Source organism: Adhaeribacter aerolatus (assembly GCF_007991635.1).
GTDB classification, from domain to species: domain Bacteria; phylum Bacteroidota; class Bacteroidia; order Cytophagales; family Hymenobacteraceae; genus Adhaeribacter; species Adhaeribacter aerolatus.
On the sequence record NZ_BJYS01000008.1, the window covers coordinates 76,427 to 90,576 of the forward strand.

The window sequence follows — 14,150 nt, forward strand, 5'->3', positions numbered from 1 at the left end:
TTTGATGCTGACCTCAAGCGTGCTTGCCTTCCTAGGTATGGGCGAAGCGCTTTTAATTATTGCGGTTTTACTATTATTCTTTGGAGCCAGCCGCATCCCGGTTATTTCGCGCAATTTAGGCCGCGGCATACGGGAGTTTAAAGACGCTACCAAAGAAAAAAAAGAAGATATCAACAAGCCAAATACCAACTCTAAATAAGTTTTGAAGGGATATAATAGTCTGGAAGAAGTACGTCAGGATATAACCACAGGTGCCGTTACCTGCCGCGACTTAGTAAATTATTATCTGCAAAATATTGAGAGAAAAAAACATCTGAATGCTTACCTGGAAGTGTTTGCGGAAGAAGCCCTGAACCAGGCCGATGAAGTAGACCAGAAGATAGCCGCCGGAACCGCCGGTCGTTTAGCCGGTATGGTTATCGGCATAAAAGATGTACTGGCTTACAAAGACCACAGCCTGCAATCGTCCAGCCGAATTCTGGAGGGCTTTAAATCGCTCTACACCGCTACCGCAGTGCAGCGTCTGCTCGACGAGGATGTAATAATTATCGGGCGGCAGAATTGCGACGAGTTTGCCATGGGCGCCTCGAATGAAACTTCTGCCTACGGCCCGGCCCTGAACGAAATTGATAACAGCCGGGTGCCCGGTGGCTCTTCGGGTGGTTCGGCGGTAGCCGTACAAGCCGATTTGTGTCTGGCTTCTATTGGCTCCGATACCGGCGGCTCGGTTCGGCAGCCGGCCGCTTTCTGCGATATTATCGGTTTTAAACCTACCTATTCGCGTATTTCGCGCTATGGTTTAGTTGCCTATGCCTCTTCTTTCGATCAGATAGGCACCCTCACCCGCAGCATCGAAGATGCCGCCTTATTACTCGAAATAATGGCTGGCGCCGACGAATTTGACAGCACGGCCAGTCACCGTCCGGTTGTTCCTTATTCGGAGCAGTTACAAACCGACAAGAAATTCCGCATTGGTTATATCCGCGACACTTTAGAAAGTGAAGGATTGGATCCGGAAATCCGGGAAACCATGCTGGGCGTTATTGACCGCCTCAAAGCCGAAGATCATACCGTAGAGGCAGTGGACTTCCCTTACCTCGATTTTATTGTACCGTCTTATTACATTCTTACTACGGCCGAGGCCAGCTCTAACCTGTCGCGTTACGACGGCGTTAAGTACGGCTACCGTAGCCCGGATGCCACCGACCTGGTTTCGATGTATAAAAAAACCAGGACGCAAGGTTTCGGCCACGAAGTAAAGAAGCGCATTATGCTAGGCACCTTTGTTTTAAGTGCCGATTATTACGATGCCTATTACACCAAAGCCCAACGGGTACGCCGCTTAATTAAAGAAAAAACCGAAGAACTACTGCGGAATTACGATTTTCTGATTATGCCCACTACGCCCACTACGGCTTTTCCGTTAGGTGGCAACGATGCCGAACCATTAGCTATTTATCTGGCCGATATTTTTACGGTACAAGCCTCTTTGGCCGGTGTCCCGGCCATCTCGGTGCCGGTTGGTTACGATGCCAAAGGCTTGCCCATTGGCTTGCAGGTACTCACGCGCCCGTTTGAGGAGGCGCAGCTATTTGCATTTTCGAAGGTTGTTAACGAGAAAATAATATTGGCCTAGGATATGAAGCATGCTTTAAGATCAGTTTTCCGTTTATTTATTTTTACCACCAGTTTCTTTATCACCCAAAGCGTAGTAGCTGGTCCGAAACAAATAAATCCGAAGCTCATCTTAACCGACTCCATCCGGATATTTGCCGTCGATACCACCAATTTTCTTACTTTGCCCCTGGTAGTACGTCAGGATTCGGTGCCCATGGAACCGGATGAAATTATTCAGGACCGTTTGTCTTGTTTGCAGCGCGAAATTCCGTTGCATTTTAATGCGTATGTCCGCGCCCACATCGATTATTTTACCATTCGCAACCGGAAATATTCTAAACGGGTACTCGCCCGCCAGAACGTTTATTTTCCGTTGTTCGAAAAATACCTGGCCCAATACAACCTGCCAGACGAGTTTAAATATTTAGCCGTAGTGGAATCGGCTTTGCTGCCGCGCGCGGTATCGTCGGCCAAAGCTGTTGGCTTGTGGCAGTTCATGACGCCTACCGCCGGAGACTTCCGGTTGAAGCAAAACGAGTACGTGGATGAACGCATGGATCCCGAAAAAGCCACTATTGCCGCCTGTAAATATATTAAACAACTTTACCGTATTTTCGGCGATTGGGAACTGGTGATGGCAGCTTATAATTGCGGACCCGGTAATATTAAAAAAGCGATAGCCCGGGCGGGTGGCGGCAAAAAAACTTTCTGGCAAATATTCCCATACCTGCCCAAAGAAACCCGGGGCTATGTACCCTCGTTTACGGCCATCACTTACATGATGAACCACTCGCGGGAGCACGAAATATTTCCCGACACCCTGCTTTTCGCAACTCAAACTGATACTATTTTAATTAACCAGTCGCTGGATTTAGAACGGTTGGCTGTACAGCTCGAACTATCAAAAGACGAACTTATTAATCTAAATCCGGAAATCCGAAAAGCTATTCTGCCCGCAACCATCCGGAATTATCCGCTGAAAGTGCCGGTGCAAAAACGCGAAATAATAGCGCTGAACCGGGCTGCTATCCTGGATTCGGCCAGAATACCGGTGTATGTGCTGCCGGAAGCCAAAACTATGATGGCTGCCGCTCTTCCGCCTAAACCCGCACCCGATTCTGCAGCTGCCGACTCGGTGCTGCTGGTAGATTATGTGGTAAAAAGAGGCGATATCATGCAGGAAATTGCCCAAAAGCACCGGGTAACGGTGGCGCAGATTAAAGCCTGGAATCAGTTAAAAAGTACGCACCTGGTGGCCGGCCAGAAAATCTCGATGCTAATACCAGCGCCCGCCGCAGAATCGGCACCCGAAACCGAACCAATAATAGCCGAAAAGAAGAAAACGCCTGTTACCTTGGCTTCAGTAGATAATGCCCACTCGCAATCCCGCAGAAATCAAATTGAACAGGAAGTAAAACTGATTCATGCGGTGCAGCAAGGCGATACCCTCTGGAATATTTCTAAGCGTTATAATAATATTCCGGTTGAAAGAATTAAAAAAGTTAATAAATTAAAGAGCGACGAAATAAAACCCGGCCAAAAACTCGTTATTATTTAATGGATGTTAATCCGTTATCTTTAATATTTATTATCCCAAAACAGAATCTCAGGCAAACCACCTGAGTTTTTTGTTTACCCCAATTTCGTGAACCCGTAAGCAACAGGAGAGAATGATTAAGATAAACAAACAGGATGCGCTGAATTACCACACGCAGGGGCAGCCCGGCAAGATAGAAGTGGTACCTACTAAAATGCTGAGTTCGCAGTATGATTTAGCCTTGGCTTATTCGCCGGGGGTGGCCGAACCCTGTAAAGAAATTGCCCAAAACCCCGAAGATGCTTATAAATATACGGCCAAAGGTAATCTGGTAGGGGTAATTTCTAACGGAACAGCCGTGTTGGGCCTGGGCAATATTGGTCCGGATGCTTCTAAACCGGTAATGGAAGGGAAAGGGGTATTATTTAAAAAATTTGCCGGCATTGATGTATTCGATATTGAAATAAATTGTACCGACCCCGATGAGTTTATCCGGATTGTAAAATCGCTGGAGCCCACCTTTGGCGGCATTAACCTGGAAGACATTAAAGCCCCGGAATGTTTTAAAATAGAAATGGCTCTCCGGGAACAAATGAATATTCCGCTGATGCACGACGACCAGCACGGCACCGCTATTATTTCCAGCGCCGCTTTATTAAATGCGCTGGAATTGGTAAACAAAGATATCAGCCAGATAAAAATGGTGGTAAACGGGGCAGGTGCAGCAGCTATTTCGTGTATTAAACTGTATTTGTCGCTGGGCCTGCAACTAGATAATTTAGTGGTCTTTGATAAAGACGGTATTATTAATGCCGCACGGAATGATCTGGATATTTATCGCTCCCAATTAATTACCCTCCGGAATATTAAGACTTTAGAAGAAGCCATGACCGGAGCCGATGCGTTTATCGGGCTCTCGGCCGGTAATGTATTGCCGCCCGAGTACGTAAAATTAATGGCCCCCGACCCCATTATTTTTGCCTTGGCCAACCCGGATCCCGAAATTACTTATGAACTGGCCATGTCGGTGCGCGAAGATTTAATTATGGCTACCGGCCGTTCCGATCATCCGAACCAGGTTAACAACGTGCTGGGCTTCCCTTATATATTCCGGGGAGCGCTGGATGTGCGGGCTACCGAAATAAACGAAGCCATGAAACTGGCGGCGGTAAAAGCCCTGGCCGAACTGGCCAAAGACCCCGTACCGGAAATTGTAAACAAAGCTTACGGCGACAATACCATTGCCTTCGGCCGCGATTACCTGATTCCGAAACCGCTGGATCCGCGCCTGATTACTAGTATCAGTCCGGCAGTTGCGAAAGCTGCCATAGAATCGGGTATTGCCCGCAACCCTATTGAAAACTGGGAAAAGTACGACCAGGAATTACAGGAACGGATTGGCATCGACCAGAAACTCATGAGCCGCATTATTGCCCAGGCTAAAACCAATCCCAAAACGGTTGTATTTGCCGAAGCGGATCATTATAAAATTCTGAAGTCGGCCCAGATTGTAATTGACCAGAATATTGCCAAGCCTATTTTATTAGGTAACCGGGAACAGATTTTAGCCATATCGGAAGAACACAACCTGGATTTAGCCGAAGCCGAAATAATTGACCCGACGAAAGATCTCACCTTCCGGGATGAATTTGCCGAGATTCTGTACCAAAAACGGAAACGCAAAGGCATGACCTTGTTTGATGCCCGCCAGTTAATGCTGTCGCGGAATTATTTTGGCAGCATGCTCGTAGAAACTAACCGGGCCGATGCCCTGATCTCGGGCTTGACGAAAGATTATTCTAAAACAATATTGCCGGCCTTGCACGTAATCGGGGTAGAAGAAGGCGTAAATAAGGTGGCCGGCATGTATATTATCCAGAACCGCAAAGAACCGTACTTTCTGGCCGATACCACCGTTAATGTAGATCCGACGGCCGAAGAACTAGCTGACATAATAGGTTTAACCGCTCGGGCCGTACGTTTTTTTAACCACGAACCCCGCATGGCGGTACTCTCCTACTCTAATTTTGGTTCTAACCGCGGCCCCATACCGGCCAAAGCAGTTAAAGCCGTAGAATTGGCTAAAAAACGTTACCCTAATTTAATAATCGACGGAGAAATGCAGGCCAACACGGCCGTTAATAAGAATTTAATTCAGGAGCATTATCCGTTTAGCGAACTGGCCGATAAAGGGGCCAATACCTTAATATTTCCGGACCTGAACTCTGGTAATATTGCCTATAAATTATTACAGGAAATTGGCGGTTCCGAAACCATTGGCCCGCTGCTAATGGGAATGCGCAAGCCGGTGCATATTTTACAATTAGGCTCCTCTACCCGCGAGATCGTAAACATGGTTGCCATTGCCGTGGTGGATGCGCAAAATTACCGCCAGGAATTTTAAAATAACTAAGAAAACAAAGGCCGGCTGCTCCTGCCTGGCCTTTGTTTTCATACAATTAATTCTCATCTTAAATGTTCTGCCTCCCAAAAGGAAATAAGGGAATAATTTCCACCGGGCAGTACACCCTTTTAATCGGGTAAAGCACGTACTTCACCGGGCTATTACTATTTTGCAGATAACTTTACTTTAGAATTGTGTTTCAGAAATAAAAATTGTATTTTTACAACCCAGTTCTCTTTAATAAAGGTTTTTTATATCACTATTTTAAACTATTTATGATAGCCTACATTGATGGCAAATTAACCCACAAAGACCCGACTTTTGTAATAATTGATGTGAACGGCGTGGGATATCAGATAAAGATTTCGCTTAATACTTATTCTAAATTAACCGAGGGCGAACGCTGCAAACTACATACCTTTTTGCATATAAAAGAAGATGCCCATACCCTATATGGTTTTAGTGAACTGGCCGAAAAAACAGTTTTCCTGCATTTAATTTCTATTTCGGGAGTGGGGCCAGGAACCGGCTTAATGATTGTATCTTCGCTCACCGTTTCCGAAATCGCCCAGGCCATCACCCGGGAAGATGTACGTACCATTCAGAATGTGAAAGGCATTGGGGCTAAAACCGCTCAGCGCATTATACTGGAACTGAAAGACAAATTTAAAAAAGAAGCATTCTCCGATGGCGTTAATAATACGCCGGTTTCTCACAATACCAACCGCGAGGAAGCGTTATCAGCATTAATTACCCTTGGGTTTGCCCGTAATGTGGCCGAAAAAACCCTGGATTCCATAATTAAGCGGGATGGCAGCCATCTCAGTGTGGAAGCCCTCATCAAATTAGCTTTGAAAACATCGTAGAATAAAAAATTGGTACGCTTTAGCAAACGCAATTATAGTTTTGCCCTTTCTCTAGTTGTTCTTGTATCTTTTCTGGTTTGGGCTTCCGTTTCGGGAGCTGTAGTGGGTAAAGACCGGAAAAGCTTATACAACTGGGGCAAGCATTTACTGGCAGATACGACCGTAACCGATACGGCTTACTTAAAATCCAGGCGGCCTACCTATAAACCGAAAGATCGGCGGAGCGATCCCTTTTCGAACCGTACCGATGAGTCGCCGCTACTGCTGGGCCCACCGGCTAATATTAAGGTAGACGTAACACTGGATGATAGTTTAAAGCGGTTTAATATTCGGGAGCGGATTGGCGAAATAGATTACCGCAATCCAACCACCATGACCTTCGAGGAATACTCGCGGTACCAGCAGCAACAGTCCATTCGCAACTATTGGCGGGCAAAGTCCGAAGGCGGTATTGCCGGCGAAAGCGGCGGGCCGGCCAGCAAACGGTTAATCCCCAAAATCAGCGTTGTAAGCCCATTGTTCGACCGGATATTTGGAGGAAGTACCGTTGATATTCAGACCAATGGTAATGTAGGCCTTAAATTTGGCGCTCGCTTTAACCGGAACTTTAACCAATCGTTGCCCCTACGGCAACAGCGTATCGGCGATTTTGATTTCGATCAGAACCTGGCCCTGAACGTGGTGGGCAAAATTGGCGAAAAGATGAAAATAAATTTCAACTGGGACACCAAAGCCAATTTCGAGTTCGAAAATAACATGAAGCTGGATTATACCGGCTACGAAGAAGAAATTATCCGGAAGGTGGAAGCGGGGAATGTTAGTTTACCTTTAAGCAATAGCCTGATTACCGGGGGGCAAAATTTGTTCGGGATAAAAGCCCAACTGCAGTTTGGCCGCCTGGCCGTTACCACCATTGCCTCTAACGTACGCGGCCGCACCGACGAGATAAATATCCAAAATGGGTCGCAGAACCGTAATTTTGAAATACGGGCCAGCCAGTACGAACGCGATCGCCACTTTTTCCTGGCCCATTTTTTCCGAGATCGGTATAACCGCGCGCTGCAGAATTTGCCTTTAGTAAACTCGGGTATTACCATCCGCCGCCTCGAAGTTTATATTACCAATGATAACCGCGCCACCGAAAACCTGCGTAACCTGGTAGCCACCATGGATTTGGGAGAGGCTAACCCGGAGAATATTCACCGGGCCGACCGCCTGGCCAATGGCTCGGCTCCTACCCGCCCGGCAGATAACAAGTCGAACCGCTTATACAGTATTTTAACCGGTACCTCCCGCGATAACGACCGGATTGATGAGTTTCTGGACCAGGATGTTTTTGAGAAAACCATTGATTACGAACACGTGCGGGCCCGCCGCCTCGATCCGCGCGAATACACCTTCAATCCCCAGTTAGGGTATATTTCTTTAAACACGCCGTTGTTACCCGAACAGGTACTGGGTGTGGCTTACGAATATACCTTTAACGGGCAAACGTATCAGGTAGGCGAGTTGCAGGAAGATTACCAGAACGTGCGCGAAAACGAAGTAATCTTCATGAAAATGCTGCGTTCTACCAACCCGGCGCCGTTGCAGTTGCCCATCTGGGATTTGATGATGAAGAATATTTACCCGCTGAATGCCAACCAGATTACGCGGCAAAATTTTCAACTGCGCCTGATTTACAAAGACGATGAAACCGGGGTAGATATTCCCACGCTGAAAGAAGGCGAACGGATAAAAGATTTACCGCTGGTAGAAGTCTTTAATCTGGATAACGTAAACACCAACAACGACCGGCCGCGCGACGGAAACTTCGACTTTTTAGAAGGGATTACCATCGATCCGGAAAACGGTCGCATTATTTTCCCGGTAGTAGAGCCTTTTGGGTCTTACCTGAACGAGAAATTTACCGACCAGGAACAAGCGCTCCGCGAGAAATACGTGTACCAGGAACTTTACGAGCTTACCCAAACCGATGCCCAGCAGTTTACGAACAAAGATAAATTTTTCCTGAAGGGTCGCTACCAGGCCAGTTCTTCCGACGAAATAGCTTTACCGGGTATTCAGATTGCCGAAGGATCGGTAACGGTTTATTCGGGTGGTACGCGCCTGACGGAGGGCGTCGATTACCAGGTTGATTACAATATGGCCAGGGTAAAAATATTAAACCCCAGCTACATGAGTTCGGCCAGCAATTTAAAAGTAAATTTTGAACGCGCCGAACTGATTAACCCCCAACCCCGGGCTATGGTGGGAGTGCGCTTAGATTACCGGGTAAACAATGATATTAGCTTTGGCGGTACCATGCTGCACCTCGGCGAAACGCCTTATAACAACAACCGGGTGAGTTTAGGCGATGAACCCAGCAACAACACCATTTACGGCGTAGATATTAACTTACGCCGCGATTCCCGATTCCTGACCAAACTAACCGATATGTTGCCCCTGGTTCAAACCAAAGAACCTTCTACCATCACTTTCAACGCCGAATTTGCCCAGCTTTTGCCGGCCCGGGCTAAGCTGCAGGGCGAAGATGGGGTATCGTATATCGATGATTTTGAAAGTTCGGAGGCTGCTTTCGGTCTCGCCGGCTCTTACAACAGCAACAACTGGCGCCTGGCGTCTACCCCGGCTCCGTTAACCAACGGTTCTGGTCTGGCTTACGCTTTTAATCGGGCCAAACTGGCCTGGTACACCATCGATCAGGGAGTTTATTACCGCAATGGCCCGCGCCGGCCCGATAATATTACCGAAAACGTACTTAAAAACCATTATACCCGGGGCGTAAACCGCAAAGAGGTTTTCCGGAACCGCGACCTGGATGCTCTTAATAATTATGAATACACGTTCGATTTGGCTTACTTCCCTAACGAACGTGGCCAATACAATTACAACACAAATATTAGTCCCGATGGTCGTCTCCTGAACCCAAATAATCCGGCCCTGAATATTAACAACTACGGGGGTATCAGCCGCGAAATAACGTTCGATAATGATTTCGACAACGCGAATATTGAGTATCTGGAGTTTTGGTTGATGGATCCGTTTATTCAGAGTAAAAGCGGGCTGGCGAATATTACCGACGACGAAGGCAACGACAAACCCAATACGACGGGTGGTGAATTAATCTTGAACCTAGGTAATATTTCGGAAGATTTATTGAAAAATCAGAACCGTTACGAGTTTGAAAATGGCTTGCCGACCGCCCAAACTACTATTGATGTAGCTACTGGCCGTAAACCCGATACCGAGCGTACAACCTGGGGCTTTGTAAGCAAGTTACCTTTCCTGACCGATGCCTTTGATAACAATTCCGGCACCCGGCAATACCAGGATATTGGCCTGGAAGGTTTGAACGACAGCGAAGAGCGGCAATTTTTCCAGGGCATTTACCAGAACCTGCCCGACCCTTCCGGCGACAACTTTAAGCACCACCTGAATGGCGATTACGATGCCCGGAATGTTAAAATATTGGGCCGTTACAAAAATTATAACGGTATGGAGGGTAACTCCGCCGAAAACAGCATCGAATCGGCTTACCCTTACCCCGATAAAGAAGACCTGAACAAAGACAATGTGGTAAGTGATGTGGAACGTTACCACGAATACCGCATGGTACTGAAACCAGGCCGATTGGATGTTGGTGAAAATTATATTGTTGACAAGATTACGACGCCGGTTCATGGTGATGAGGTAACCTGGTACCAGTTCCGGATACCGGTACGCCAACCTACCGGCAATGTAGGCGGCATGAATGGCTTTAAGTCTATCCGGTTTATGCGCATGTACCTGACCCAGTTTCAGGAACCGGTAGTTATGCGGATGCTAGGGTTGCAGTTTGTATCGAACCAGTGGCGCCGCTATATGGGTTCTATTTCGGATAGCGGTGCACCGTGCGTAGGCGATTGCGATTTTGACGTGCAGAACTTTTCGGTTTCAACGGTAAATATTGAAGAGAACGGTGCACAGGAAGAAAGTGTAGTACCTTATGTAATTCCGCCCGGGGTAGTTCGCCTGCGCGATAATTCCTCAACGTTGCAGAACCGCCGCCAAAATGAGCAATCGCTGCAGCTTTGCGTAGAAGGCCTGAAAGATTCGTTTGGCAAGGCGGTTTACAAAAATGTAACCATGGATATGCTGATTTACAAACGGCTGAAGCTGTTTCTGCACGCTCAGAGTCCGAACAATACTACCACCGACGATGAAGTAAGAGCGTTTATCCGCATTGGTACCGACTACACCCAGAACTATTACGAATATTCTATTCCATTAAAAATTACGCCTAATACAGCTACTAACTCCTCCGACATCTGGATACCGGCTAACTTCGTGGATCTGGCTTTTCAGGATTTAATTGATACCAAAGCCGAGCGGAACCGCAACAGTGGCAGCAATATTTTTCAGCCCTGGACGAGAAATTTACCAAATAACGCTACCATTACCGTAGTGGGCAACCCCGATCTAAGCGCTATTCAGGGCATTATGCTGGGGGTTCTGAATCCGCGCAGCCCCGACAGGTCCGACGAATCGGTTTGTATCTGGGCGAATGAATTACGGGTAGCCGACTTCGACAAAACAGCCGGCTGGGCCGCTAATGCCCGCCTGAATGCCAAATTAGCCGACTTCGCCACTATTTCAGCTAGTGGCAGTTATACCACCGTAGGTTTTGGTTCGCTGCAGCAAAAAGTAGCCCAGCGCGCCCGCGAAAACACGGCTCAGTTCGACCTAAACTCCAATATTGCTGCCGATAAGTTTTTCCCTGAGAAATTAGGCGTGCGCATACCGGTTTCGGTGCAGTACGGTACTGCTATGCAGGAGCCGCGTTACGACCCCTTGGACCCTGATACGGAGCTTAAGCAGTCACTGGAAAAGTTTGATGACCCGGCCATGCGTTCAGCTTACCGGAAAGAGGTAGTAAGCCAGGTAACCACTAAAAGCATTAACCTGTTAAACGTCCGGAAAGAGAAAACCAATCCGGAAGCTAAGCCTAAGCCTTACGATCTGGAAAACTTATCATTGTCGTATGCTTATACCGAACAACTGCGCACCGATATTGTAACCGACCGGGATTTTACCAAAAGCTATACCGGCGGTGTAGCCTATACCTATAACAACACGCCCAAAAACTATACACCGCTGGCGAAGGCAAAAGTTTTTCAATCGCCTTACCTCAAGTTGTTGCAGGAGTTGAATTTTACGCCTTTACCGAGCCGGATTGCCTTCCGGGCCGATTTAGACCGGCGGTACAACGAAATATTTTTGCAGCGGCGCATTGGCTTTAACGATATGCCCAGTACAAGCGGCATTGTGCCTACTTTCCAGAAATACTTTTTCTTTAACCGGATTTATGATCTGAAGTGGGATTTGACCAAGAGCATATCATTTGACTATACCGCTACCAACCGGGCCGTAGTAGACGAACCCGACGGCCAGATTGACAAAGAGAACCCGGATTTGCGTTACAAAAACGAAGTTATCTGGAAGAACCTGCGCAACTGGGGCCGTACCACCAATTTCGACCAGTTAGCCGCCCTTACTTACCGATTGCCCCTGGATAAGTTTCCGCTAACCGACTGGATTAGCGCCGACGCCCGCTATGCAGCCGGTTACACCTGGACCTCGGGTTCTACGGCTTTAATCAGCGATACTTTACAGTTAGGCAATACCATTCAGAATAATACCGAGGTAAGCGTAACGGGTAAAATTGATTTAACCCGCCTCTACAACAAGGTTAAGTTTTTGAAAGCCATAAACGAACAAGCTCCTAAACCGGCTGGAGGCGCGGTACCACCGCCAACCCGTAACCCGAACACACAGGCTCCGCAGGATACCGTTAAAAAAGGGCCGGAGTTAAAAGCTTTGAAAACCGTACTCCGTTCCTTAATGACGGCCCGGTCGCTTAACTTTACGGCGGCCCAAAGCCAGGGCACCCTTTTACCAGGCTACCTGCCGCGCACCCGCCTGTTTGGCTTAGACGAAAGTTTTGAAGCGCCGGGTGTGCCGTTTATTTTGGGCAAGCAATACGAACTGGAAAGTTTGTTCCGGTTGGCCGAAGCCAAAGGCTGGTACACCGATAGCAGTCATTATTTAAATACGCCGCTGAGTAACTTAAAAACCCAGAACTTTAATGTCCGGACGGTGTTGGAGCCTTTCCGAAACTTTAATATTCAGTTAGATGCCAAGCAGGATCGTTCCGAAATAAACGAAGTCTTTTACCGGCTGCCGGTTGACGAAAACACCGGCGCAATCGGTATTGATCCGGTTCGCCAGAATCCGTTGAATACCGGTTCGTTCTCCTCTTCTTTTATTGCGCTGCAAACTTTGTTTGAATCGGGCCAGGATAATGCCTCCGAAGCTTTTGATAATTTTGTCCAGAACCGGGCCGTGGTGTTGGCGCGATTGCGGGCGGCTAACCAGGGCGGCGGCGAATTTGCCATCAACTCCCAGGATGTGCTCATGCCTTCTTTCTTAGCCGCTTACCAGGGCAAAAGCATTGATGATTATAAGGCGCGACCTTCGCGACCGTTTGGCGTGTTTCCGCTGCCTAACTGGCGTCTCGATTACAATGGTTTAGCCGAACTGCCGTTTGTACAGCAATATTTCAGCAGCATTACTTTATCGCACGTATACAACGCCAGCTACAATATTTCGAACTTCACCACCTCGCTGGAATACCAGAACCAGCCCGGTAAAAATGAATTACCCACCGAAGTAAATGAGCAAGGCGAGTACGTGCCATACTATGTTATCAGCCAGGTGTTAATTTCTGAAAGACTGGCGCCTTTCTTAGGGGTTAATTTCCGGACCAAAAACAATATATCGGGCCGGTTGGAATACCGCCGCGAACGCAACCTGGCCCTGAATATGACCAATGCCCAGATTACCCAGAATGGCATAAAAGATATTGTGCTGGGTATTGGCTTTACCACCAATAAATTCCGGGTGCCGTTTAAAATTAACGGCGAGTACAAAACCCTGAAAAACGATTTAAATGCGCGTCTGGATTTAACTTTCCGCGACAACGAAACCATTCAGCGAACCATTGTGGTAGAAGATGCCGTGGAAAAAACCCGGAGTGTGGTTACGAACGGAACCCTGCAGGTACAAATTAAGCCCACCATTGATTACACCCTGAACCAGCGGCTAAACCTGCAATTTTATTTTACACGGGTAATATCAGATCCAAAGGTGGCCAATGCGTTTAAAAATACCGTGTCGGAAGGCGGAATTCAGTTAAGATATAGTTTATCGGAATAAGTTTTTAAACTTTTCGCGAAAAAGGATGTAAATTTAACCCGTCAAACCACGCAAACAATTTTATTTGATTAATATGAATTTACCGAAGGATCTGAAATATACGAAAGACCACGAATGGTTGCGCATTGAAGGTGATGTTGCTTATGTTGGCATTACCGATTTTGCCCAAAGCGAACTGGGTGATATTGTTTACGTTGATATAGATACACTGGATAAAAAGGTAAACCGCGAAGAAGTATTCGGCACCGTAGAAGCCGTAAAAACCGTTTCGGATTTGTTTAGCCCTATTACCGGCACCGTGCTGGAGCTTAACCCTAAATTAGACTCTAATCCCGAGAATGTAAATTCTGATCCTTACGGCGACGGCTGGATGATTAAAATGTCGATAGATATTACAGCCGAGCTGGAAGAGTTAATGAGTGCGGATGATTACGCGCAACTGGTAGGCGCTTAGTTTTTGGCGGCCGGT

Annotated in this window: 7 protein-coding genes; all 7 read left to right on the plus strand. The window is 47.3% G+C overall.

The genetic code is table 11. The features are described from left to right. Positions 1-4: 4 nt before the first annotated feature. Positions 5-199 (plus strand): twin-arginine translocase TatA/TatE family subunit, encoded by a 195-nt coding sequence (locus AAE02nite_RS07475; protein ID WP_146896729.1) that lies wholly within the window; start codon positions 5-7, stop codon positions 197-199. A 3-nt stretch (positions 200-202) separates the two neighbouring features. After that, on the plus strand, positions 203-1,636 hold the full coding sequence (gatA, locus tag AAE02nite_RS07480) for an Asp-tRNA(Asn)/Glu-tRNA(Gln) amidotransferase subunit GatA (RefSeq protein WP_146896559.1): 1,434 nt from the start codon (positions 203-205) through the stop codon (positions 1,634-1,636). A 3-nt stretch (positions 1,637-1,639) separates the two neighbouring features. Next, positions 1,640-3,175: a lytic transglycosylase domain-containing protein gene (locus tag AAE02nite_RS07485; protein WP_146896561.1), complete on the plus strand. Its 1,536-nt coding sequence runs from the start codon at positions 1,640-1,642 to the stop codon at positions 3,173-3,175. Positions 3,176-3,287: 112 nt separating this feature from the next. Further along, the gene (locus tag AAE02nite_RS07490) at positions 3,288-5,558 is read left to right on the plus strand and encodes an NADP-dependent malic enzyme (RefSeq protein WP_174761927.1); all 2,271 of its coding nucleotides are present in this window, start codon (positions 3,288-3,290) and stop codon (positions 5,556-5,558) included. Positions 5,559-5,833: 275 nt separating this feature from the next. Continuing rightward, positions 5,834-6,424 (plus strand): Holliday junction branch migration protein RuvA, encoded by a 591-nt coding sequence (gene ruvA, locus AAE02nite_RS07495; protein ID WP_146896563.1) that lies wholly within the window; start codon positions 5,834-5,836, stop codon positions 6,422-6,424. Positions 6,425-6,433: 9 nt separating this feature from the next. Next, positions 6,434-13,681 carry a T9SS outer membrane translocon Sov/SprA gene (sov, locus tag AAE02nite_RS07500; RefSeq protein ID WP_246150869.1) on the plus strand — a complete coding sequence of 2,416 codons (7,248 nt, stop codon included), beginning with the start codon at positions 6,434-6,436 and terminating at the stop codon, positions 13,679-13,681. Between the two features lie 73 nt (positions 13,682-13,754). After that, positions 13,755-14,135, plus strand: a complete 381-nt coding sequence (gcvH, locus tag AAE02nite_RS07505) for a glycine cleavage system protein GcvH (protein ID WP_146896565.1) — start codon at positions 13,755-13,757, stop codon at positions 14,133-14,135. The last annotated feature ends 15 nt before the right edge of the window (positions 14,136-14,150 follow it).

What these genes read in the sequence shown, in the direction of transcription:
- AAE02nite_RS07490 (WP_174761927.1), top strand. Translation starts at nt 3,288, where the DNA reads ATGATTAAGATAAACAAACAGGATGCGCTGAATTACCACACGCAGGGG.
- AAE02nite_RS07485 (WP_146896561.1), top strand. Translation starts at nt 1,640, where the DNA reads ATGAAGCATGCTTTAAGATCAGTTTTCCGTTTATTTATTTTTACCACC.
- AAE02nite_RS07475 (WP_146896729.1), top strand. Translation starts at nt 5, where the DNA reads ATGCTGACCTCAAGCGTGCTTGCCTTCCTAGGTATGGGCGAAGCGCTT.
- gcvH (WP_146896565.1), top strand. Translation starts at nt 13,755, where the DNA reads ATGAATTTACCGAAGGATCTGAAATATACGAAAGACCACGAATGGTTG.
- ruvA (WP_146896563.1), top strand. Translation starts at nt 5,834, where the DNA reads ATGATAGCCTACATTGATGGCAAATTAACCCACAAAGACCCGACTTTT.